The sequence below is a fragment of the Hyphomicrobium sp. DMF-1 genome (genome assembly GCF_027886585.1).
GTDB classification, from domain to species: Bacteria; Pseudomonadota; Alphaproteobacteria; order Rhizobiales; family Hyphomicrobiaceae; genus Hyphomicrobium_C; species Hyphomicrobium_C zavarzinii.
The window spans coordinates 1955267-1977142 of record NZ_CP115706.1; the positions used below are offsets into that span (position 1 = coordinate 1955267).

Sequence of the window (21876 nt, forward strand, 5' to 3'; positions counted from 1 at the left end):
CAATCGAGAAGTCCGCTACGGCCCATCGGGCTCGCGTTTCTCATGACGGCCCTGTCGTGTCCGGCGGCCATCGCCGCACCCGATAAGGGCGATACGGCATTTCTGATGGTCTCGACGGTGCTCGTTCTTCTCATGACGGTGCCGGGGCTCGCGCTCTTCTACTGCGGTCTTGTCAGAACCAAGAACGTGCTTGCCACGCTGATGCACGTGTTTGCGACGGTCGCGCTCGTGTGTCTCGTGTGGATGCTCTACGGCTACAGTCTGGCATTCACGGCGGATAGCCACACTGCGCCATTCGTCGGCGGGCTCTCCAAGGCATTTCTTGCCGGCATCACGCCGGACTCTGTCGTGTCGACGTTCTCTCCGGGCGTCTACGTTCCGGAATACGCCTATGTCTGGTTTCAGATGACGTTTGCGGCGATCACGCCTGCCTTGATCGTGGGCGCCTTTGCGGAGCGCATGCGGTTCGCGGCGTTGCTGGTGTTCATGGTGCTCTGGGTCACGATCGTCTACTGCCCGATCGCCCACATGGTCTGGTATTGGGCTGGCCCGGATGCGCTGATCGATGCAGCCCGCGCCGTTTCGGTCGCCAGTGGCGAGACGCGCACGGCAGCGGAAGCGCACCTTCAGGGCCTATTGTCGAGCGCGGGGCTTGCCGCGCAATGGGGCGCCATCGATTTCGCCGGCGGAACAGTGGTGCACATCAACGCGGGCATCGCGGGCCTCGTCGGCGCGTGGATGCTGGGACCGCGCTCCGGCTATGGGCGCGAGCCGATGCCGCCGCATTCGCTCACGCTCAGCATGGTGGGGGCGGCGCTGCTGTGGGTCGGCTGGTTCGGCTTCAATTGCGGCTCGAACCTCGAAGCGAACGGCACGGCGGCGCTGGCGATGGGCAATACGTTCGGGGCGACGGCGGCAGCGGCCCTCGCCTGGATCTTCGTGGAGTGGGCGGTCAAGGGGAAGCCGACGACGCTGGGCCTCGTCTCAGGCATGGTGGTCGGTCTGGTGGCGGTCACGCCCGCCTCGGGCTTCGCGGGGCCGATGGGCAGTATCGTGCTTGGCCTCGTAAGCGGCGTTTGCGGCTTCCTGGCCTGCACGTCGCTCAAGAGCGCGCTCGGCTACGACGACAGTCTGGATGTGTTCGGCGTGCATTGCGTCGGCGGCATTGTCGGCGCGATCGGAACGGGACTGCTGGTCGATCCGCAGCTCGGCGGAACCGGCATTGCCGACTACATCGCGAAGCCGGGGCAGATCACGGTCGTCTACGACATGGCGAGCCAGATGAAGGCGCAGCTCAAGGCCGTGGCGCTCACTCTGCTCTGGTCCGGGCTGGTCTCGATGGCGCTCTACAAGATCGTCGATCTCGTCATCGGCCTCAGGCCGCCGCGCGAGAAAGAGCGTGCCGGGCTCGATCTCTCGGAGCACGGGGAGCGGGGATACAATTTCTGAGAGGGCGGGGAGTGCAGGCTGTTGCCTGGGGGTATCCCGCCCGAAGGCCGATAACTCGGGGAGTGTCGCCTTCGGGCGGGCTATCGCGGCGCCGACGATCGGATCAGCGCCGCGATGAAGCGATGTGGCGTAGTTAGGCCGCCTTGGCGACGGCGCCGGCCGGCACGCCCGAGATCGTCTTCAGAACCTGCGAAGCGATCTGGTAGGGGTCGCCCTGGGAGTTCGGACGGCGATCCTCGAGGTAACCCTTGTAGCCGTTATTGACGAAGCTGTGCGGCACGCGGATGGAGGCGCCGCGGTCAGCCACGCCGTAGCTGAACTTGTTCCACGGAGCGGTCTCGTGCTTGCCGGTGAGGCGCATGTGGTTGTCGGGGCCGTAGACCGAGATGTGATCGTCGAGGTTCTTCTCGAACTCCTTCATGAGGGCCTCGAAGTACTCCTTGCCGCCGACCTCGCGCATGTAGGCGGTCGAGAAGTTGCAATGCATGCCCGAGCCGTTCCAGTCGGTGTCGCCGAGCGGCTTGCAGTGGAACTCGATGTCGATGCCGTATTTCTCCGTGAGGCGGAGCAGCAGGTAGCGGGCGAGCCACATCTCGTCAGCGGCCTTGCGCGAGCCCTTGCCGAAGATCTGGAATTCCCACTGGCCCTTCGCCACCTCGGCGTTGATGCCCTCGTGGTTGATGCCGGCCGCGAGGCAGAGATCGAGATGCTCCTCGACGATCTGGCGCGCGATGTCGCCGACGTTCTTGTAGCCGATGCCGGTGTAGTAGGGGCCCTGCGGGGCGGGATAGCCGTGCTCCGGGAAGCCGAGCGGGCGGCCGTCCTTGTAGAAGAAGTACTCCTGCTCGAAGCCGAACCAGGCACCGTCGTCGTCGAGAATGGTCGCGCGCTTGTTGGAGGGATGGGGGGTCTTGCCGTCGGGCATCATGACTTCGCACATCACGAGCGCGCCGTTGACGCGAGCGGGATCGGGATAGACTGCGACCGGCTTCAGCACGCAATCGGAGCTGTGACCCTCGGCCTGGAGCGTGGAGCTTCCGTCGAAGCCCCAAAGCGGAAGCTCGGCAAGGCTCGGGAAGGCGCTGTATTCCTTGATCTGCGTCTTGCCGCGCAGATTGGGGACCGGTGTATAGCCGTCGAGCCAGATGTACTCGAGCTTGTACTTCGTCATGGTGAGCTCCTAGTTTGATGCCTTGACGCGTGAGAGGTCGTGACGCGCTCGCTGTTCATTGTGATGCGATGCGCTCAGTGTGCGGTGCCAGGGTGCCGTGACCGGCGGAACGTTCGGATCGCGCCGTGCGTTGGCGTGATGTCTGTGGGAAATGCCGAGACGCCGGTGCGCGTGAGCGCTCCAACTCTTTGCGCGGATGTCACGCCGCTCAGCATTCGTCCCCCAACGTTCGGAAGAAAGGTGCCTGGTTCGGTAGCAAGTCCGTCGTGTGCCTCGTGAGTGGGCGAAAAACGCGCGCTAAAGCCGCCTCGCCGTCACCAAAATGCTAGCCAAACAAGCAAAAACATTCATGCCTATAATATGAGCAATTCCCGATATTTAACGAGCATTCTGTGCGAACATCAGGCAAAATACGTCTTATTGACGCGGTGTTTTGCGCACTTTGGCGAAACACGAATGGAGAGACGAACGATGACTGCGAAGACTCATCGGGAGAGCGCGGAGATTTTCATGTTCCCGGCTGGCGGCCGTCGCGCCGCCGCGAGCGCGCCATTCAAGTCCGTGAAGAACGTCGAGGAGCTGGCTGCTCAGCGGCTGCCCAAGGTCGTTTTCGGAAGCGGCTGGTATCACGATGCTGCCATCGAGGCCGAGGACAGCCACAAGCGGTGAGCCTTTCGCCGCGCGTGAGAACTGTCGCGCGGCCAAGAGAAGTACGACCGGCTCAAGCGCCGAAGATCGACCAGCCTAGCCTTCTCGTGAGCGCTTCGAGCGCGATGCGGCCGAGGTGAGAGTTTCCGGCCGCATCGAGGCCAGGCGCCCAGACCGCGATGGAGGCCTTGCCCGGCGCGATGGCCATGATGCCGCCTCCCACGCCGCTCTTTCCGGGCAGACCCACCCGGTACGCGAACTCGCCAGAACCGTCATAGTGGCCGCACGTAAGCATGATCGCGTTGATGCGGCGTGCACGCTCGGGATGGACGACGGTGAGGCCAGTCGAGGGGTTGCGTCCGGAATGGGCGAGAAAGCGGCCTGCCATGGCAAGCTGCCTGCACGACATGGCGATGGCGCAGTGGTGGAAGTAGACGCCGAGCGTGTAGTCAACCGGGTTGTCCAGCACGCCGAAGGATTTCATGTAGTTTGCGAGTGCGCTGTTACGGAATCCGGTTCGCTGCTCGGAGGCCGCAACTTTGTCGTCGATCGCTATCGAGGGATCGTCGGCGAGGTAGCGCATGAAGCGCAGGATCTCGCCCAGTGCCTCGCGCGGCTGGTGGCCTGAGAGAATGAGGTCGGTGACGGCGATCGCCCCTGCGTTGATGAACGGATTGCGCGGGATGCCGCACTCGCGCTCGAGCTGGACGATTGAGTTGAACGGGCTGCCGGATGGCTCGCGGCCGACGCGCCGCCAAAGCCGATCGCCAACCTTTCCGAGGGCGAGCGTCAGCGTGAACACCTTCGAGATGCTCTGGATGGAAAAGGGCGTGTCGGCGTCGCCGCCGGCCGCGGTGTTTCCATCGGCATCGATGACCACGAGGCCGAAGGCGTTGGCGTCGACGCGAGCGAGCTCGGGGATGTAGGTCGCGACCTCGCCCCGATCGGTTCGCTGCCGCATCTCGTCCGAGATCTCTCGCACGACGCTTTCAATTTGGGAGATGGTGGTGCTCATGGCCGCAAAATAGCGGCCTTGCGGCGCCACTCAATGGCTCGTATTCGCGATCTCGCGCGGTTGCTCAAAAAGCGATCAAGGTGCCGTGCGTCTGGGCGGACGCGCCTTCATTGCCAGCCGGGCACGGACGCCATGTCCGGGAGCTTGTGGGCGATGCCCTTATGGCAGTCGATGCACGTCTTCTGGCCGGTGAACAGGTAGCGTTCGTGGGCGGAGGCGGCACGCGGGCTTTGCCGCGCCACGTCCATGGATTGGGCGGAATGGCAATTGCGGCATTCGAGCGAGTCGTTCGATTTGAGCCGCAACCATTCGTGCGCGGCGAGCTCCAGGCGTTTGTCGAGAAACTTCTCGCGGGTGTCGATGGTGCCGAAGATCTTGCCCCACACTTCCTTGGAGGCCTGCATCTTGCGGGCGATCTTGTCGGTCCAGTTGTGGGGGACGTGGCAATCGGGGCAGGTGGCGCGCACGCCGGAGCGGTTTGAATAGTGGATGGTCGATTTCAGCTCCGCGAACACGTTGTCGCGCATCTCGTGGCAGCTCGTGCAGAACTTCTCGGTGTTGGTGGCTTCGAGCGCGGTGTTGAATCCGCCCCAGAACAGAATGCCTGCGAGGAATCCCGCGATGATGAGGAAGCCCAGGCTGTAAGCCGTGCTGGGCGTGGTCAGCACGTTCCAATATTCGAGCGCACGCTCGCGCCAGGGGAATGCCGCGAGGCGAACGCGTGCTCGCGCGATCCGGCCCTTGATGGCCGCAGGGGAGAAGCGTGTGCCAGAGTTCATCATTCCGGCGCCTTCCCCGTCGCGTTACGCAGGACCGTATCCACGTCGACGAAGGTGTTCCCTACGGGAGCTTTGACGGCGTGCTGCGGCACGTGGCACTGCGTGCAGAAGTAGCGGCGCGGCGATACGGTCGCCAGGAACTGGCCGTCACGGTCCATGAAGTGGGTGATGGACAGCATCGGCGCCTGGCTCTCGCCGGTGCGCGAGCGCGCATGGCATGAGAGGCACTTGTTGACGTTGCGGTCGAGCTGATAGCCGTCCACGCGATGGGGAACGAGCGGCGGCTGCTCGGGGTAGTTCCTGATCTCACGATCGGCGGTGTTGACCTCGGGCGTCATGCGATGCGCGGGGCCTTCCTCGTTCAAGGGAACCGGGCCGCGCAGGTTCGAGTGCAGGGGCTCCGGGCTTTCCGACAGCGAAGGCGACTGTGGGATCGCGAGCGCGACGATGAGGAGAGCGAGCGCGGCAGCGCATCCGCCGAGACCGAGCTTGGCGCGCGATGTCATATGCTGCCCTCCTCGGATCTTTCGATGCGGACGGCGCACTTCTTGTAGTCCGTCTGCAGCGAGATGGGATCGGTCGCGTCGAGCGTCACCTTGTTGATGAGCTTGCTCTCGTCGAACCACGGCACGAAGATCACGCCGCGCGGCGGCTTGTTGCGGCCTGAGACCTCGATGCGCGCGCGTATGTAGCCGCGGCGCGAGGTGACGCGGATCTCCTGGCCGCGCCGCAGGTTCATCTCCGCCGCGTCGTCAGGGTTCATGTAGCAGAGGGCTTCGGGAACGGCGCGATACAACTCGGGCACGCGGCGCGTCATTGAGCCGGAATGCCAGTGCTCGAGCACGCGGCCGGTGGTGAGCCAGAACGGGAAATCCGTATCCGGGCTTTCCGCGGCGGGCTCGTAAGGCAGGGCGTAGATCCACGCCTTGCCATCGGCGTGTCCGTAGAAGTCGACGCCGGTGCCGGGCTTCGCGTAGGGGTCGAGGCCCTCGCGGAAGCGCCAGCGCGTTTCCTTGCCGTCGACCACCGGCCAGCGCAGGCCGCGAACCTGATGATAGGTGTCGAAGGGCGCGAGGTCATGGCCATGGCCGCGGCCGAACTCGGCATACTCCTCGAACAGGCCCTTCTGCAGATAGAAGCCGAAGTGGGCGGCCTCGTCGTTGTCGTAGCCGGCCTCGACCTCGGTAGGCGCGAACTTGTCGACCTTGCCGTTGCGGAAGAGAACCTCGTACAGCGTCTTGCCGGCGGTGTCGGGCTTCTTCTCGATGAGGTCCGCGGGCCACACGTCCTCGATCTTGAAGCGTTTGGAGAACTCCACGAGCTGCCAGACGTCGGAGCGGGCTTCGCCGGGCGGCTTCACGAGCTGGTGCCAGAAGTGCGTGCGCCGCTCGGCGTTGCCGTAAGCGCCTTCTTTCTCGACCCACATGGCCGTCGGCAGGATGAGATCGGCGGCGAGCGCCGTCACGGTGGGATAGACGTCCGATACGACGACGAAGTTGTCGGGGTTGCGATAGCCGGGCAGCGTCTCCTCGTTGCAGTTCGCGGCCGCCTGCATGTTGTTGTTCACCTGCACCCAATAGGCGTTGAGCTTGCCGTCCTTGAGCATCCGGTTCTGCAGAACGGCGTGATAGCCCGGCTTGTCGGGGATGGTGCCTTCGGGAAGGTTCCAGATCTTCTCCGTCTTGGCGCGATGCTCCTTGTTGGTCACGACCATGTCCGCGGGCAGGCGGTGGGAGAAGGTGCCGACCTCGCGAGCCGTTCCGCATGCGGAGGGCTGGCCGGTGAGCGAGAACGGGCTGTTGCCGGGCTCGGAGATCTTTCCGGTCAGGAGATGGATGTTGTAGACGAGGTTATTGGCCCACACGCCGCGCGTGTGCTGGTTGAAGCCCATGGTCCAGAAGCTCACGACCTTGGTCTTGGGGTCGGCGTAGAGCTCGGCAAGCTGCTCGATGTGGCGCGCTTCGACACCCGAGATTTCGGCCGCCTTCTCGAAGGTGTACTCGGAGACGAACTGTGCGAAGTCGTCGAAGGACATGTCGGTCGCATCGTTCGGCTTGTCCTTGCCGCTGGCGCGTTGCTGCAAGGGATGTTCCGGGCGCAGGCCATAGCCGATATCGGCCTGTCCGCGCTTGAACAGCGTGTGCCTGTCGACGAAATCCTTGTTCACGCGCCCGGTCTGGATGATGTGGTTTGCGATCGCGTTGAGGAGCGCCAAGTCCGACTGGGGCTTGAAGACGATGGGAAGATCGGCCAAGTCGAACGAGCGATGCTCGAAGGTGGAGAGCACAGCGACCTTGACGTGAGGTGCCGAGAGACGGCGGTCTGCCACCCGGGTCCAGAGGATCGGGTGCATCTCGGCCATGTTCGAGCCCCACAGGACGAATGCGTCGGTGGCCTCGATGTCGTCGTAGCATCCCATCGGCTCGTCGATGCCGAAGGTGCGCATGAAGCCCGCGGCCGCAGAAGCCATGCAATGGCGCGCATTGGGGTCGATGTTGTTCGAACGGAAACCGCCCTTGAAGAGCTTGGAGGCCGCGTAGCCTTCCCAGATGGTCCATTGGCCGGACCCGAAGATGCCGACGCCGGACGGCCCGTGCTTCTGGAGGGCGGCCTTGAACTTCTCCTCCATGATGTCGAAAGCCTCGTCCCACGAGACGGGCGTGAAGTCGCCGTTCTTGTCGAACTTTCCGTTCTTCTTTCTCAACAGCGGCTGCGTGAGGCGATCCTCGCCGTACATGATCTTGGAGAGGAAATAGCCCTTCACGCAATTGAGGCCGCGGTTCACCTCGGCCTTGGCATCGCCATGGGTGGCGACGACGCGCCCGGATTTCGTGGCGACCATCACGCCACAGCCCGTGCCGCAGAAACGGCAGGGCGCCTTGCTCCAGGTGAGCTGGGTGGCGTCGACCCCGGTCGGAAGGTTGGTGGCGCTTGCTGGGAGCTGAAGCCCCGCTGCTGCGGCGGCGGTGGCCGCTGCCTGAAGCTTCAGAATGGTCCGCCGGTCGAGTGTCGCCTCGGTCATGATCACACCTTCAGGTCGTCTGGGTCGGGCTTATGTTGCGTTCAGGCCAACGCATCGGAGTGCGTGGCCTGGAACACCATCGCTACGGAAACGACGTTCGGGAGCCTGTCGATTTCGATCATGCGATCGCCGGCGAGGCGCTGGGTCTCGGCTTCCACCACGACGACGATCTTTCCGGCCGGGTCGTGGCCGTGGACCTCCACGCCTTCGAGAGCGGAAATGGCTCTGATCAGATCGGGCAGATGCTCGGGTCTGGCCTGAACGATCAGGCTCATGATCTCCGTTTCCGGAGGGCGCTCGGAGGCCGCTTCCGGATAGCTGGCGTTCCACTGTCCGTGAATGAAAGCGCGGCGTGAGGCATCCATGGGCGCTCCTTACGGTTTTTCGATGTGAGATGTCGGGTTGACGATGGGCTCCGTCGGCGAGACGGGCGTGGCGCGTGGGGCTTTCGGGGGGCCTGCCACCATCTGATAGAGCCAGACCGAGAGGCCGTAGCTTCCCACTGTCGCGATGGCGAGCGCGGGGGCGAGCACAAGGGTGAGGGCCACGAGAACGTGGAGCTCAAGCCGGCGTCGGCGTGCGAGTTTGTCCATGGTCGTGGTCTCGGCCGGTTGCGACAATACTCATAGCATCTGTGTAAGACGCATCGGTGATCGAAAAAATGAAAAACTGTCGGCTAGGTCCCTTCGCAAATGCGAAGTTCAGATCGTCATTTAAATTTCCCTGCTCTCTCCCTAAGCCGTGTCGCGCGAGCTGGAGTTGTTCTCCGTCAATTGGAGCCAATTTTTAGAAATCCACAGAAGATTTGGCACCGTCAACGTGTACGGATAGTTTGGTGAGCTGACGGTTCGGCGCAGCATGTGGCGTGCGCGTCCGGCATTCTCGCACCAGACGGCATCTCAGAGCCCGCCATGATAGCCGGGCGCTGTCGCGCGGGAAGCCGGCTGCTGATACGTCAGTGTTTGTTGAGGGTCTTGTCGAGGTCGGTGTCGGTTCCGGCGGCGTGCTTGTCTTCCTCGGGGAGCACGTCGGCCACGGCGCCGAGGCGTTTCCACGAGGGGATGCGCTCCTCGCCGTCCTCTTTCGGCACGAAGTACGATTCCTCGACGAGCTGCATCTTGTGGATGTAGCGCGGGCAGTTCGAGAAGAGGGAGTCGATTACGACGCGGACAATGAGCTTCGCGCCGGGATAGCGCTCCATCAGCGGGTCGCGTTCGGACACCTGCGCCTTGCCGAGGATGCGCAAGCGTGACTGGCGCTCGAAATCGATGAAGAGCAGCCCCACCTTGTTGGTTTCATCAATGTTGCCGACGGAGAGATGCATACCGTTGCCGTCGTAATCCGGGAAGGCCAGCGTCTTGTCGTCGACGATGGTCACGAATCCGCGGGCTCCGCCTTTGTAGGAGCAGTTCGGCTGGCCGTAGGCGTCGGTCGTGGCGAGGAAGAACATGTTCTGGCGGGTGATGAAAGACGCATCGACCGCGCTCAAGTGGTCGTGGACGAGAACGGCTTCCAGCCGGTCGGCCAAGCGACGCGTATCGAAGCGATCCTGGAAATCCCGCTGGCTGTCGGAGAAGAAGTCGGACGCGTCCCGTTCGCCGCTCGGGTCCCTGTCTTTCGTGCAGAGACAGGTAACGTCTGCGAGCTTTTCCATGCACTCGGTCCAGCTCACACGGTAGACCTCGGCTGCGTCGCGCTCGGAGAGCTTCTCGTGGGTGAGGGTCAGCTCCGTCACGTCCGGCTCGAGGGAGCGGATATCGGCGATGACGACCGAAGCGCCGCCCTTGAGGGACGTAATGGGGCCGTCATAGCTCCACGACATGGCGACGCGGCGATCCTCGGCAAGCTCAAGATAGGTTCCGGAGAAGGAATAGGGCTTGCCGTCTCCGCCTACGCCTTCGAGGCGGTATCGCCCGCCTTTTCTGAGGTCGACCATCACCGAGGTGACGACGTGGGCGCCCGGCGCCAGCCATTTCGCGAGAAGGCCCGGCTCTGTCCAGGCGGCAAAGACCGAGCGCGCGGGCGAGCTCAGCTTTCGCACCAGGACGACGGAAACGTTCTTATTTTTGTTTCGAGCGGCCACGGGTCTTCCCGTTCGCTTGTGCGAGAACGCGTTCGAGGGCGTCGAGGCGATCCTGCCAGAAATGCTCGTAGGCACTCAACCACTGAAAGGCTTCGCCTAGAGCCTCGGGCTTGAGGCTGCAGATGTGATTGCGGCCGCTCACCTCCCGGTTGATGAGGCCGGCGCGCTCGAGCGATTTGACATGCTTGGAAACCGCGGCGAGCGACATGTCGAACCGGGGGGCCAGTTCGCCGACGTTGTGGGGGCGCGCGGCAAGAAGGCTCACAATCTCGCGACGGGTGCCGTTCGCGAGGGCGTGAAAGAGATTGTCCAGGTGCTCGTTGCGATCTTCAACCATTCGATTGAGAGTTCCATGAACGGATCGGGTTGTCAAACCGATCTCTGCCCGGACGAGCGGGGCGTGTCCATGGCGGGGCGGCAAGTGAGCAGTGTTTTTCGCAGAGTTGGTTTTGGAGCGTGCTCAACCGCCTTGGGGCTCGGCCTTGAGGAGCACCGAGCGCAGCATGGCGTCGGTCTCATCCCGCGTGGCTAGTCTGCGGGGAGGCATGTCCGGCTGCGGCAGGAACTCCGGATCCTCACAAAGGTCGGCGAGGGCAGCAACTTTCTCCCAACTGATCGGGCATTTACCTTCGTGTGCTGCGAACAGCATGGTCGCGGAGATCAGGATCGCGTTGTCGGAGAGCTTCCAGGTCGCACGATCGTGGACGTGCTGGGCGGGATCACGCGGGTCGAAGCAGAGATAGGCGCCGGGTCGATCAGGGTTCATGTCACGCGAACGGGTCAGGGCCATTTACTGGATCGTAGGCATCTTCATATCGGGGGGAAGCTGACAGCAGACTGACGAGGGGCGATGGATAGGCCTGCCCTCCCCCCTTAGGGAAAGGCACTTGAGGCGGCGCAATTGACTGGCAATGCACCCTCATTACTCTCCCGTCATGGACACGCTCGACCTGTTTCAACGCCTTTCGGTCTCCCTCGCCATCGGTCTCGTGATCGGGCTCGAAAGGGGCTGGCACGCGCGTCTCGAAGCCGAGGGCGAGCGTGCCGCCGGCTTCCGGACGCATGCGCTTGCCGGCGTGCTCGGCGGCGTGTGGGGCGCGATCGCGCGCGGGGGCGGGGACATCGGTCTCGTCGCGCTCGCTGTGGCCTTCGCCACGTTCACGGGGGTTATCGCCTTCTATCGCTACCGGGAGACGGGACACGACGGGACGTTCGGCGCGACGACAGTGGTCGCGGCGATGCTCGCGTTCGCACTCGGGGCTTTCGCGGTGGTCGGTGACGTTCAGGTGGCCGCGGCAGGCGGGGTCGTGGTGGCGGCGCTGCTCGCGCTCAAGGGCGTGCTGCACGCGTGGGTCCAGCGGCTGTCCTGGGCGGAGCTGCGGTCGGGGCTCATGCTGCTCGCAATGACGTTCGTGATGCTTCCGCTGCTTCCCAACCGTCCCATCGATCCGTGGGGCGCGCTCAATCCGTTCTCGCTGTGGCTCATGACGATCATGATCGCCGTGCTGTCGTTTGCTGGCTATGCGGCCATCAAGATCGTCGGTGCTCGCCGGGGCGTGCTGCTCACTGGCGTCGGCGGCGGTCTCGTCTCGTCGACGGCGGTGACGCTCAACATGGCGCGGATGGCGCGGGAGCATCCCGAGGAACGCAACAGGCTGGTCGCGAGCGCGCTGGTGGCGTCGGCGACCATGATGGCGCGTATTCTCGTAGTGGTCGGCGTCATCAACGCGGCGCTTCTGTCTCAGCTTGCGGGGCCGGTCGGTGCGGCGGGGCTTGCGCTTGCGCTCGTCGCGCTGTTCCTGCTCAAGAGCGGCGGCCCTGAAGGCGACGACGACGGCCAGATCGTGCTCAGAAATCCGTTCGAGCTTGCGACCGTGCTGCAGTTCGGCGCGCTCCTCACCGTGATTTCCGTGCTCGCCAAGGCCGTCACGGTGTACGCGGGAGACATCGGCGTTTATGCCCTTGCGGCGATCTCGGGGATTGCGGACGTGGATGCCATCACGCTGTCGATGGCTCAGCTCGGCGGCGCAGGGTCTCTCGGACTCGAGGTGGCCGCGCGTGCGATCGCCATCGTGGTGGCCGTCAACACGGTATCCAAAACGGTGATGGGCTGGATCGCAGGGGGATCTGAGGTTGGATGGCGGCTTGCTATCGCGAGCGGGCTCGCGATCCTCGCGGGCGCGCTGGGCCTTCTGCTCTCGCCGGCGGCGTCGGCTGGGGTGTGATGCCCGGATAGCTCGTGCGCGAGAGCTGTCCGCCTCAGCGCTGCACGAACGCCTTCTCGATCACAAAGTCGCCCGGCTCGCCGCTGTTGCCTTCCTCGAAGCCGCGGCTCGCGAAAAGCTGGGTAAGGTCGGCCAGCATGGCGGGGTTGCCGCAGATCATCACGCGGTCCGTTGCGAGGTCGAGGGCCGTGAGGCCGAGATCGTCGAAGAGTTTGCCCGAGGTGATGAGATCCGGAATGCGGCCCTGGCGATGGTAGGGTTCCTGGGTGACGGTGTCGTAGTAGTAGAGTTTGTCGGCGGCCAGCTCACCCAGCAGCTCGTGGTTTTTCACGCCTTCGACGACAGATGCAGCAAAAGCCAGCTCGCCCACCGTGCGGCAGCCTTCGGCCACGATCACGGTGTCGAAGCGCTCGTAGGTCTCCGGATCGCGGAGCACGCTCGCGAACGGGGCGAAGCCGGTGCCGGTGCCTAGCAGGAGCAGACGCGTGCCGGGGCGAAGGTTGCCGAGCAGAAGCGTGCCTGTGGGCTTGGGGCCGATCAGGATCTGATCTCCCGGCTTGATGTGCTGGAGGCGCGAGGTGAGGGGGCCGTCCGGCACCTTGATGCTGAAGAACTCGAGCCAGTCGTCGTAGTAGGCGCTCGCGACGCTGTAGGCGCGGAGCAGCGGGCGGCCTTCGTTCATGAGGCCGATCATCGTGAACTGGCCGCTCTGGAAGCGGAACGACGAGGTGCGGGTGGTGCGGAAGCTGAAAAGATTGTCCGTGTAGTGCGTTACGTCGAGCACTTCCTCAGACAGCATATTGCCCGCAGTCCGGGCGGGCACGGGCTTCTCACGCACGGATGCGCCTTCCGGATCGTCCAGCATGATGGAAGCTCCCTCGTCAGTCCGTAAAGCTCGGTCGTCCTCCGAGCCGCCAGGCTGCGAAGGACGCGTACAATAGTTTGATGTCGCGGAATCCAGCAACCCGCTTGATCCGGATCAAAACCGGCGGATTGTGCGGTTATCGGCCGCGCGCGAGAGGTAGCGGCCGTTTTTGCATATTATATCAGGCGGCGTCGGCAAGCTTCTGCAGCGTCTCGGTGTTGAGGATGCGCAAGCCTGCGGGCGTTTCCTTGACCGCCCCCTGCTTCTTGAGGCTCAAAAGCGCAGCCCCGAGCTTCTCGATGCTCAAGTCCAGCTTTTCAGCCACGAAACCGGCGGTGATGTCGTCGGAAATCAGCGTGCGATCACGCCCTTCCGGACCGTTGAGGCTCGAAATGGCGAGAAGGAAGTTGGCGACGCGGGCCGCGGCGGGCTGCTCCTCGGCAGACAACGCGCGATCGCGAAGATGATCGAACTCACGCTCGACGGCTGCAGCCAGCCGGAACGACAGGCGGTCGTCGGTTTCAAGCGCGGACGCGAATTCCTCTTCGGAAACGAGGCTTACCACCGTGTCGACCATGGCCTGAGCCGTGCTCACGTGATGGCGCAAATGGCCGAGACCGATGATGTCGCCGGGGAATGCGAATTCGATGACGTCGTGACGTCCGTCTGCCCAAAGCATGTAGTGGCAGATGGCCCCGCGCTCGACGCGGTAGAGCGCACGCTCTTCGCCAGCCTGAAAAAGAATTTCGCTGGTTTCGACGTTCTGAAGCACGGATCCGGATGCCAGCGAGGCGGGATTCAATTTCCCAATTCCCTCACAGGGCAGCTCAATATTTCCAGACCGGCAAACGCTCTCCATAACACTTTACTCCCGTACGCACGGTGGATGTAGGTCTGTCATCCGTCACAATCAAGTCATATTTGGCTTCCCTACCAATCAGTAAGGCTAGCGACCTCACGTTAAATCTCCGTGCAAGTCCGTCAGTTCCCTGGGAAACATCGCTCCTGGCGCGTGCGACGTTTTTGATCAGAAGACACGTCCGAAAACGAGCCGTTTCATACCCTTCCGTGCGCTGATTTAACCATAGAAAGCGCGATTGCGGGAAGAGGGGCTGTGCTTTTTCAGGCCTTGCGCTCGTAGATACGGCTCTCGGTCACGATGCGTTTCATCGGAATATCGTGATCCCGGGGTGTGAAATGGGAAACTTCGGTAAAATCAAATCCGATGCCAATTGCGGCGGGGCGCGGCGTGCGCGCCGCCAAAGTGCGGTCGAAATATCCCCCTCCGTAACCGAGCCGCCAGCAATCGTGAAACCCCACAAGGGGGGCAATCACGACGTCGGGATCGATTGGTTTCTTTTCGACGGGCACGGGAATGTTCCAGAACCCGCGGGTCATGCGTGCGCCGGGTTGCCAAAGCCAATATTCGAGCGGGCTCCGGGGGATGGAAACGACGGGGAGAGCCAGCGCAATGCCGCGGGTCTCGCTCAGGGAGGCGGCCCACTTGAGCAGGTCGATCTCGCGTTTGATCGGCCAATAGAGGCCGAGCACCCTGCAGGGCAGATCCGCAACGGCCTTGTCGAGATTGGCGATCACCTGCCGCGCCATGCCCTGACGGTTCGAAAGGGGGAGGGCGTTGCGCGCTTCGAGCAGGTCCGCGCGCTGGGCTCTCCGCAATGCTTTCCAGTCGTCAGGGGCGGGATCGGGCATGGCGGGATCGGGCATGGCGCGATCGCGAGGCTCTGCTGTCAGGATGCGGGCGCGGTGAATTTGGCTGCTGCGAAGCCCGGGCCTTCACCGCGATGCAGGCAGATGCCGAGGAAGAGGGATTCCGCGATGCGTTCTGCCCGATCAATGAACAAGTCCGCCGCGGCCCCGGGGCATACGCGCCGGGCGGTGGCGCGGAACAGGCCGAGCCAGCGCTCGAAATGGGCCTGCTCGATCTCACTGATAGCGATATGAACGGGCATCGGGCGGCCCTTGAACCGGCCCGTCATCAGCACGACGGACGACCAGAATGCGCAGAGCTTGTCGAGATGCTCGGTCCAGTCGTGCACGCGGGTGTTGAATATGGGGCCGAGGACGGGGTCACGCCGCACTTCGGCGTAGAAACTATGGACGAGATCGTGGATCATGGGTTCCGTGATGCCGACTGGGAGCCCCGGAGCCTTCGGATGAGGTTCGCGCATCATGACGGAGACCACTCTCGTCTTGCATTATAAGATATATTTGTAATACATCTTATTTTCGCTCCGGGTCAAGCCGGTCCCCTTGTGGCATTTCGGCGGGTAACCACCATGAGACTGACAGCTCTCTCCGACTATTCGCTGCGCGTGCTGATGTATCTCGGCACCCGGCCGGATCGCCTTGCCACCATACAAGAGATCGCGGAGGCCTACGACATCTCCGAGAACCACCTCATGAAGGTCGTGCACCGGCTGGCTCAGCACGGCTTCGTGCAGACCGTGCGCGGGCGCGGCGGCGGGCTCAGGCTCAACGGCCCGGCGGAGAAGATCCGCCTCGGCGACGTGGTGCGGGCGGTGGAAGAGGACTTCAGAATCGTGGAGTGCTTCGGGACCGACAACGTCTGCCGTATCACGGACGTATGCCGCCTGAAGATGGTGCTCAACAAGGCGCTGGGGGCTTTTCTCGAGTCGCTCGATGCGTGGACGCTCGCCGATCTCGTCGCCAAGCCCAAGGCGCTCGCCAACGCGCTTTCCATCGACGTGCGTTGAGCCGTCACCGGGTTTCTCTTTCACCTCCCGTCCTGCTCGCGTTTCCGCGATTTCTTCGAGACCGCAATCATGGCCCTCACGACCCGCCTTACCGAACGCCTCAACCTGCTGCATCCGATCATTTGCGCGCCGATGGCGTTCGCGGCCGGCGGCCGTCTCGCCTCGGCCGTCTCGGCGGCGGGCGGTCTCGGGATGATCGGCGGCGGATACGGGGATGCGGCCTGGCTCGAAGAGCAGCTGAATCTGGTCGAGGGCGAGACGTTCGGATGCGGTTTCATCACCTGGTCGCTGGGCCGCCAGCCGCAGCTTCTGGATCTCGTGCTGGCGCGAAAGCCCAGGGCGATCTTCCTGTCGTTCAGCGATCCGGCGCCGTTCGTCGCCCGGATCAAGAACGCGGGCGCGCTGCTCTTCTGCCAGGTGCAGACGCGGCGTGACGCGGAACGCGCGATCGATTGCGGGGCGGATGTGGTCGTGGCGCAAGGGTCGGAGGCGGGAGGTCACGGCGAAAAGCGCGCGACGTTTACCCTAGTCCCGGAGGTCGCCGATCTCATCGCGCGGCGGGCGCCGGACACGCTGTTGTGCGCCGCTGGCGGCGTGGGTGACGGCCGCGGGCTTGCGGCTGCGCTGATGCTCGGGGCGGACGGCGTTCTCGTTGGCTCGCGGCTTTGGGCTTCGCAGGAGGCCAACGTGGGCCCCAGGATGCACGCCGCCGCACTCGCAGCGACGGGCGACGACACGATCCGCTCGCAGGTCATGGACCTCGCGCGGAAGCTCGACTGGCCGCCCCGCTACACGGCCCGCGTGCTCAAGAACGCCTATACGGATCGCTGGCATGGGCGCGAGCCGGAGCTCATGCAGGTGGCCGACGAGGAGGCCGCGAAGTACCGCAAGGCCTGGGTCGAGGGCGATCCGGACGGCGCCAACACCTTCGTCGGCGAGGCCGTGGGGCTGATCGACGGCATCGCGCCTGCGGGCGACATCATCCGGCGCCTCGTGAAAGAAGCCGAGGAACGGCTCGGGCGCTTCTGCCCCTGACACGCTCGCCCCATCTTGCCCGCTGCCCGGCAATCGGGTTGATAGAAGCGGGGGCAATCATGATGTCATTAGATGCGATCATGATCTGCGTTTTGGGGACGGGCGATGGAGCCTCTGAAGCAATATGGCGTGCTGCCTTTCGTCGAGGGCCCGGCGGGTAAGCTGGTTCTGCTCGTTTCCAGCCGTGGCACCGGCCGCTGGGTGATCCCGAAAGGCTGGCCGAAATCCCATCTTTCCGGGCGCGAGCTTGCGGCGCGCGAGGGCTTCGAGGAGGCCGGCATCGGCGGCAAGGTCGCGGCCGAGCCCATCGGTACGTTCGACTATACGAAGAGGCTGCATTTTCTCGCTTGGGCGCGCTGCCGGGTCGAGGTCTATCTGATGGAAGTAACTCATCAATTCGCGCAGTGGCCGGAGCAGGGAACGCGGCGGCAGACGTGGATCGGCCCTGAGCAGGCGGCTGACATGGTCAAGGAGCGCGGGCTGGCGCAGATTCTGCTCGGGCTTGGCCGCAAGCACGCCGTGAGCGCGCCGCACGCGCTGTAAAAGAGCACTCCACTTTGTGCCGCCCTGGGCTTGCCCATTTTCAGGGCGGTTCGGGACGATCTTCCTGTCGTGCCGCGCGCTTGGCTGCAACGCTTCTCCGAAGAACTGTCGTCGTAAGCGGTTCGTGGTTTGTCTTTCCGTGGGCACTCCCTTATGACCGCGCGCATGACGCGATGGATTTCTTCATGACACCGCAGAACCAGGCGCCGGCGCGAGCCAGGCCAGGCCGGCTGCGTAAGTCGACCCTAGACAAGGATCTCGGGAAGATCGGACGTGTGGAGGACGCCACGCGGCTGGTCACGTTGCCGCTCGTCGCGCCGGGTCTCGCGCTGCTTTTCCTCGTTCTCGCCGGAAGCCTCGCCGTTTTTCATATCGGCGCGCAGTCGAACGCCACTTTCATCGTCGCGGCCGCCGTCATCGGCGGCTACATGGCGCTCACCGTGGGCGCCAACGACGTGGCCAACAACGTGAGCCCGGCCGTGGGGGCGCGCGCCCTGACGATGACCGGGGCTCTGATTCTCGCGGCGATCTTCGAAAGTGCGGGCGCATTGCTCGCGGGCGGAGACGTGGTCGAGACCATCTCGGAGGAGCTCATCCGCGCTTCCGATGTGCCCGACCGCTACACCTTCGTCTGGATCATGATGTCGGGCCTGCTGTCGGCTGCGCTGTGGGTCCATCTCGCGACCCTGGTCGGCGCGCCGATCTCGACCACGCACTCGATTGTCGGCGGCGTTGCGGGCGCGGCCCTGGCGGCGGTCGGTTCCGGGCCTATCAACTGGGCTGTGCTCGGCTCCATCGCAGCGAGCTGGGTCGTCTCGCCGCTTCTCGGCGGCTTTATCGCGGCCCTGTTGCTCGCCCTCATCAAGCTCACGATCATCTACCGGCCGGACAAGATCGCGGCCGCCAGGCGCTGGGTGCCGCTGCTGATCGCGCTGATGGCGGGCTCATTCACCGCCTATCTGATGGTGAAGGGTCTCGAGCGCGTCTGGACACCGGGCTGGCTCGAGGTCGCGGGTGTCTCAGTGCCGGTGTTTCTGCTCGTCTATGCAGTCGTGAAGCCCTTCATCCGCCGCCAATCCGAAGGGATGGAGAACCGCAACCAGTCGCTGAGGCGCCTGTTCCGCCTGCCCCTCATTTTTTCGGCGGCCCTTCTGTCGTTCGCTCATGGCGCCAACGACGTCGCGAATGCCGTGGGGCCGCTCGCCGCGATCCTGCGCAGCGTCGATCCCGAAGTCGCCAACAGCGGCACTGCGCCGGTCTGGGTGATGATGATCGGTGCGTTCGGCATCAGTGTCGGCATCCTGCTGTTCGGCCCGCGCCTCGTGCGGCTGGTGGGCGACCAGATCACCAAGATGAACCCCATGCGTGGCTATTGCGTTGCGCTGTCGACGGCTCTCACGGTGCTCGTCGCGTCGGGCTTCGGCCTGCCCGTCAGCTCCACGCACATCGCGATCGGCTCCATATTCGGCGTGGGGTTCTTCCGTGAGTACTGGGTGGCGGTCAGCCGGCGCAGGCGCCGTCTCGTTCACATCCACCGGATGCGAATCTCGCAGTCGCCGCATCAGCTCACGTTTTCGGATCAGCAGGAGCTGCGGCGGCGGAAGCTGGTCCGCAGGTCGCATTTCACGACCATCCTCGCCGCATGGGTGATCACCGTGCCCCTGGCCGCAGGCCTTGCGGCGCTGTTGTACACGCTGATCGACTTCGTCCGCTGAAATTGAACTGCGTTCGGGCTAGTGGCGGGGCCTTGCCGGTGGCTTGGATCGGACTTTTGTTGTTCGTTTTCAAAGGCGATTTTTATGCTGCGCTGCACCCATTCAATTCGCTCGGTAGGTGTGCGGATATTTTAATCACCCACGGTCAATAATCTGGATGTTCAAGGGCTAATTACCCGTCGGTTGAGTATCTGGATTACGCACAAAGATGTGGGGTGGCGTTGGAAATGCTGTGTCGCAGCGTGTGGGCACGGTGGGAGAGGCCACCCGTGTGCACGCGGCGCCCGGTCTCGTCGTCGCGCTCGCCGCGTTGCTCGCCCTGACGCTCTCCGTACTCGTTGTTTGGGATCTCGATGCGCCGTCCATGCTGCTCGGGGCATGTGCGCTTCTCTCGCTCGCTCTTTCGGCCGGGGCGCTCGCGCTTGTAAACGCAGGCAAGGAGTCCGCGGTCCGGTTTCGCAATCAGGCGCAATCGTATGAGCAGATCCTTGGCGACAACTTTTTCGTGCTGAGGTCCGGTCCTGACGGACAGGTGCGCGAGGCCAACGACAATTTTCTCAACCGGACCGGATACACGCTCGAGGAGCTCAGGAGCCAGCCGATCGGCGGATTGAGCGCGGGGCTCTATAGCGCCGAATACCTCGCGCACATGTGGGTGACGGTCCAGGCAGGCCAGACGTGGTCGGGCGAATTCTGTGACCGCGCGAAGAACGGTTCCCTGATCTGGTTCAAGGCCATCGTCATTCCCTGGAAGGACAGGCACGGCGACATCGAAAGCTTCACGACCATTGCGGTGGATGTGACGGACCAGAAGAGCGCGGAGGTCGAGCTCAAGCGCGCTCACGCGCGGCTAGAGGCGTTCGTGAAACATGCGCCGGCGGCAGTGGCGATGTTCGACAACGACATGCGCTATGTCGCCCATACCGAGCGCTGGCTCAACGACTACGCCCTCAAGCAGAAATCGCTGGTGGGTCTCAATCACTACGACGTGTTTCCCGAGGTTCCGGTTCATTGGCGCGAGAAGCATCAGCGGCTGCTTCGCGGCGGCGCGGCGGAGCGCAGCGACGAGGAGCGGTTCCGGAGGGCGGACGGCTCGGAGAACATCATCCGCTGGGAGGTTCGCTCTTGGTACATGCCCGACGGCACCGTCGGCGGCATCATCATGCTCACCGAGGAGATCACCGAGCGCAAGAAAATCCAGGACAAGCTCTGGAAGCTCGCGAAGCTCGATCCTCTGACGGAGCTTCCGAACCGGCTCCTGTTCAACGAAACGCTGCGGGATGCCATCGCGGCGGCGAGCGACACCGGCTCCCTGATTGCCGTGGCCTTGATCGATCTCGATCATTTCAAGGAGATCAACGACACGCTCGGCCATGATGCGGGCGACGATCTCCTCAAGGTGGTGGCGGCGCGGTTGCGCAATGTGCTCGACGGGGCCGGCACCATCGCGCGTCTCGGGGGCGACGAGTTCGCCGTGCTCATTCCCGGCCAGGAGAACGACGAGAGCATTCACACGCACGTGGCGGCGATCGAGAGCACGTTCGAAGATCCGATCAACCTGTCCGGGACGCTGCGGTCGTGCAGCGCGAGCATCGGCGTGACGCTGTTTCCGCGCGATGCATCGCAGCCGAGCGACCTGCTCAAGAACGCCGATCTCGCGCTCTACCGTGCCAAGAGCCTGGGGCGCGGCCGGGCGCAGATTTTCACGCCCGACCTGCGAGAAGCCATCGACCGCAGAGTGGAGCTGCAGGAGAACGTTCTGGATGCCATCCAGCGCGACGAATTCGTGCTGTACTTCCAGCCGATCATGCCATCGGACCGGACGGAGCCGCCCTCGTTCGAGGCGCTCTTGCGCTGGCGCCATCCGATGCACGGGCTGCTGTCGCCGGGAAGTTTCGAGGAGGTGCTCGAGGATCCGAAGGTGGCGCTTGCCATCGGTAACCGCGTCATCGATCTCGCGCTCGAGCAGGCGGCGTCGTGGCAGCGCGATGGGTTCCAGTTCGGCCGCGTCGCGGTCAATGTCACGTCGGCGGATTTCGCGTTCGGCTGCTTCGCCACGCGGCTCAAGCGGAAGCTCGGCTATTTCAAGGTGGAGCCGAGCAGGCTCTGCATCGAGGTGACCGAGCGCGTGTTTCTGGGAAGCGGTGCTTTGCACGTGAGCGAGGCGCTGGAGCAACTGCACGAGCTTGGCGTGGAGATCGCGCTCGACGATTTCGGCACCGGCTATGCGTCTCTCTCGCACATCAAGGCCTATCCGATCGGACGGCTCAAGATCGATCGCTCGTTCGTCAAGGACATGCAGTCCAACAAGGACAGTCTTTCGATCGTGCAGACGATCGTGCAGCTGGGGCGCGGTCTCGGCCTGTGCACCACGGCGGAAGGCGTCGAGACGGAGGAGCAGGTGATGCTGTTGAGCAGCATGGGTTGCGGCAGCCTGCAGGGCTACTATTTCGCGCGGCCGCTGGCTGCGATGGATGTGCCGCAGTTTCTTCTCGACAAGAGCAAGTTCGGTGCGCTTGTCGCATGAACGGAGCCGCGCCGGGATGCCGCTTCCCGGGTCGATGCTATCAGTTTGATGATCAACTGAAGCC

Annotated in this window: 22 protein-coding genes; 8 read left to right on the top strand and 14 right to left on the bottom strand. The window is 63.8% G+C overall.

The features are described 5' to 3' along the window. Positions 1-42 precede the first annotated feature (42 nt). Positions 43-1449: an ammonium transporter gene (locus PE058_RS08800; RefSeq protein ID WP_271030606.1), complete on the top strand. Its 1407-nt coding sequence runs from the start codon at positions 43-45 to the stop codon at positions 1447-1449. A gap of 133 nt (positions 1450-1582) precedes the next feature. Here the strand turns inward: PE058_RS08800 and PE058_RS08805 are convergent, their stop codons facing one another. Further along, positions 1583-2620, bottom strand: a complete 1038-nt coding sequence (locus PE058_RS08805) for a glutamine synthetase beta-grasp domain-containing protein (protein ID WP_020086800.1) — start codon at positions 2618-2620, stop codon at positions 1583-1585. A 471-nt stretch (positions 2621-3091) separates the two neighbouring features. On the opposite strand from PE058_RS08805, the gene PE058_RS08810 reads away from it, so the two are divergent. Continuing rightward, positions 3092-3289, top strand: a complete 198-nt coding sequence (locus PE058_RS08810; protein ID WP_271030370.1) for a DUF2735 domain-containing protein — start codon at positions 3092-3094, stop codon at positions 3287-3289. Positions 3290-3341: 52 nt separating this feature from the next. Here PE058_RS08810 and PE058_RS08815 read toward each other — a convergent pair whose 3' ends face one another. The 9 genes from PE058_RS08815 to PE058_RS08855 form a co-directional block, all read right to left on the bottom strand. After that, on the bottom strand, positions 3342-4283 hold the full coding sequence (locus tag PE058_RS08815; RefSeq protein ID WP_026868155.1) for a glutaminase: 942 nt from the start codon (positions 4281-4283) through the stop codon (positions 3342-3344). Between the two features lie 107 nt (positions 4284-4390). Further along, positions 4391-5065 (bottom strand): NapC/NirT family cytochrome c, encoded by a 675-nt coding sequence (locus tag PE058_RS08820; RefSeq protein WP_020086797.1) that lies wholly within the window; start codon positions 5063-5065, stop codon positions 4391-4393. Continuing rightward, complete coding sequence (locus PE058_RS08825; RefSeq protein WP_020086796.1) at positions 5062-5568, bottom strand: nitrate reductase cytochrome c-type subunit; 507 nt, start codon at positions 5566-5568, stop codon at positions 5062-5064. Before PE058_RS08825 ends, PE058_RS08820 begins: the two co-directional genes overlap by 4 nt. Further along, the gene (napA, locus tag PE058_RS08830) at positions 5565-8084 is read right to left on the bottom strand and encodes a periplasmic nitrate reductase subunit alpha (RefSeq protein ID WP_271030371.1); all 2520 of its coding nucleotides are present in this window, start codon (positions 8082-8084) and stop codon (positions 5565-5567) included. Before napA ends, PE058_RS08825 begins: the two co-directional genes overlap by 4 nt. A 41-nt stretch (positions 8085-8125) precedes the next feature. Continuing rightward, complete coding sequence (locus PE058_RS08835; protein WP_020086794.1) at positions 8126-8449, bottom strand: chaperone NapD; 324 nt, start codon at positions 8447-8449, stop codon at positions 8126-8128. A 9-nt stretch (positions 8450-8458) separates the two neighbouring features. Beyond that, on the bottom strand, positions 8459-8677 hold the full coding sequence (locus PE058_RS08840) for a periplasmic nitrate reductase, NapE protein (protein ID WP_020086793.1): 219 nt from the start codon (positions 8675-8677) through the stop codon (positions 8459-8461). A gap of 362 nt (positions 8678-9039) precedes the next feature. Continuing rightward, entirely contained in the window at positions 9040-10167 is a 1128-nt protein-coding gene (locus PE058_RS08845) for an SRPBCC domain-containing protein (RefSeq protein WP_198011208.1), read from the bottom strand. Next, on the bottom strand, positions 10145-10504 hold the full coding sequence (locus PE058_RS08850) for an ArsR/SmtB family transcription factor (RefSeq protein WP_271030372.1): 360 nt from the start codon (positions 10502-10504) through the stop codon (positions 10145-10147). The genes PE058_RS08845 and PE058_RS08850 overlap by 23 nt, the downstream gene beginning before the upstream one ends. A 123-nt stretch (positions 10505-10627) precedes the next feature. Next, positions 10628-10957, bottom strand: coding sequence for a hypothetical protein (locus PE058_RS08855; protein WP_020086790.1), 330 nt, complete (start codon positions 10955-10957; stop codon positions 10628-10630). Between the two features lie 121 nt (positions 10958-11078). On the opposite strand from PE058_RS08855, the gene PE058_RS08860 reads away from it, so the two are divergent. Further along, the gene (locus tag PE058_RS08860) at positions 11079-12392 is read left to right on the top strand and encodes an MgtC/SapB family protein (protein WP_271030373.1); all 1314 of its coding nucleotides are present in this window, start codon (positions 11079-11081) and stop codon (positions 12390-12392) included. Positions 12393-12426: 34 nt separating this feature from the next. Here the strand turns inward: PE058_RS08860 and PE058_RS08865 are convergent, their stop codons facing one another. The 4 genes from PE058_RS08865 to PE058_RS08880 form a co-directional block, all read right to left on the bottom strand. Further along, on the bottom strand, positions 12427-13191 hold the full coding sequence (locus tag PE058_RS08865) for a ferredoxin--NADP reductase (RefSeq protein WP_026868153.1): 765 nt from the start codon (positions 13189-13191) through the stop codon (positions 12427-12429). Between the two features lie 247 nt (positions 13192-13438). Next, a complete protein-coding gene (locus PE058_RS08870) occupies positions 13439-14059 on the bottom strand; it encodes a Crp/Fnr family transcriptional regulator (RefSeq protein ID WP_020086787.1) in 621 nt (206 codons plus the stop codon). A 320-nt stretch (positions 14060-14379) separates the two neighbouring features. Further along, positions 14380-14982, bottom strand: coding sequence for a 5-formyltetrahydrofolate cyclo-ligase (locus PE058_RS08875; RefSeq protein ID WP_020086786.1), 603 nt, complete (start codon positions 14980-14982; stop codon positions 14380-14382). A gap of 23 nt (positions 14983-15005) precedes the next feature. Then, positions 15006-15392, bottom strand: coding sequence for a group III truncated hemoglobin (locus tag PE058_RS08880; RefSeq protein ID WP_271030374.1), 387 nt, complete (start codon positions 15390-15392; stop codon positions 15006-15008). Positions 15393-15554: 162 nt separating this feature from the next. On the opposite strand from PE058_RS08880, the gene PE058_RS08885 reads away from it, so the two are divergent. The 5 genes from PE058_RS08885 (at position 15555) to PE058_RS08905 (ending at position 21812) form a co-directional block, all read left to right on the top strand. Further along, a complete protein-coding gene (locus PE058_RS08885; protein ID WP_020086784.1) occupies positions 15555-15992 on the top strand; it encodes an RrF2 family transcriptional regulator in 438 nt (145 codons plus the stop codon). 69 nt (positions 15993-16061) lie between these two features. Next, positions 16062-17027, top strand: a complete 966-nt coding sequence (locus PE058_RS08890; protein WP_271030375.1) for an NAD(P)H-dependent flavin oxidoreductase — start codon at positions 16062-16064, stop codon at positions 17025-17027. A 105-nt stretch (positions 17028-17132) separates the two neighbouring features. Next, on the top strand, positions 17133-17570 hold the full coding sequence (locus PE058_RS08895) for an NUDIX hydrolase (protein ID WP_020086782.1): 438 nt from the start codon (positions 17133-17135) through the stop codon (positions 17568-17570). 185 nt (positions 17571-17755) lie between these two features. Beyond that, entirely contained in the window at positions 17756-19285 is a 1530-nt protein-coding gene (locus PE058_RS08900) for an inorganic phosphate transporter (protein WP_198011207.1), read from the top strand. A 232-nt stretch (positions 19286-19517) separates the two neighbouring features. Further along, positions 19518-21812, top strand: coding sequence for a putative bifunctional diguanylate cyclase/phosphodiesterase (locus PE058_RS08905; protein WP_020086780.1), 2295 nt, complete (start codon positions 19518-19520; stop codon positions 21810-21812). The last annotated feature ends 64 nt before the right edge of the window (positions 21813-21876 follow it).

Coding starts and splice junctions, on each gene's coding strand:
- PE058_RS08800 (WP_271030606.1), top strand. CDS start 43: ATGACGGCCCTGTCGTGTCCGGCGGCCATCGCCGCACCCGATAAGGGC.
- PE058_RS08805 (WP_020086800.1), bottom strand. CDS start 2,620: ATGACGAAGTACAAGCTCGAGTACATCTGGCTCGACGGCTATACACCG.
- PE058_RS08810 (WP_271030370.1), top strand. CDS start 3,092: ATGACTGCGAAGACTCATCGGGAGAGCGCGGAGATTTTCATGTTCCCG.
- PE058_RS08815 (WP_026868155.1), bottom strand. CDS start 4,283: ATGAGCACCACCATCTCCCAAATTGAAAGCGTCGTGCGAGAGATCTCG.
- PE058_RS08820 (WP_020086797.1), bottom strand. CDS start 5,065: ATGATGAACTCTGGCACACGCTTCTCCCCTGCGGCCATCAAGGGCCGG.
- PE058_RS08825 (WP_020086796.1), bottom strand. CDS start 5,568: ATGACATCGCGCGCCAAGCTCGGTCTCGGCGGATGCGCTGCCGCGCTC.
- napA (WP_271030371.1), bottom strand. CDS start 8,084: ATGACCGAGGCGACACTCGACCGGCGGACCATTCTGAAGCTTCAGGCA.
- PE058_RS08835 (WP_020086794.1), bottom strand. CDS start 8,449: ATGGATGCCTCACGCCGCGCTTTCATTCACGGACAGTGGAACGCCAGC.
- PE058_RS08840 (WP_020086793.1), bottom strand. CDS start 8,677: ATGGACAAACTCGCACGCCGACGCCGGCTTGAGCTCCACGTTCTCGTG.
- PE058_RS08850 (WP_271030372.1), bottom strand. CDS start 10,504: ATGGTTGAAGATCGCAACGAGCACCTGGACAATCTCTTTCACGCCCTC.
- PE058_RS08855 (WP_020086790.1), bottom strand. CDS start 10,957: ATGGCCCTGACCCGTTCGCGTGACATGAACCCTGATCGACCCGGCGCC.
- PE058_RS08860 (WP_271030373.1), top strand. CDS start 11,079: ATGCACCCTCATTACTCTCCCGTCATGGACACGCTCGACCTGTTTCAA.
- PE058_RS08865 (WP_026868153.1), bottom strand. CDS start 13,191: ATGCTGTCTGAGGAAGTGCTCGACGTAACGCACTACACGGACAATCTT.
- PE058_RS08875 (WP_020086786.1), bottom strand. CDS start 14,982: ATGCCCGATCCCGCCATGCCCGATCCCGCCCCTGACGACTGGAAAGCA.
- PE058_RS08880 (WP_271030374.1), bottom strand. CDS start 15,392: ATGATCCACGATCTCGTCCATAGTTTCTACGCCGAAGTGCGGCGTGAC.
- PE058_RS08885 (WP_020086784.1), top strand. CDS start 15,555: ATGAGACTGACAGCTCTCTCCGACTATTCGCTGCGCGTGCTGATGTAT.
- PE058_RS08890 (WP_271030375.1), top strand. CDS start 16,062: ATGGCCCTCACGACCCGCCTTACCGAACGCCTCAACCTGCTGCATCCG.
- PE058_RS08895 (WP_020086782.1), top strand. CDS start 17,133: ATGGAGCCTCTGAAGCAATATGGCGTGCTGCCTTTCGTCGAGGGCCCG.
- PE058_RS08900 (WP_198011207.1), top strand. CDS start 17,756: ATGACACCGCAGAACCAGGCGCCGGCGCGAGCCAGGCCAGGCCGGCTG.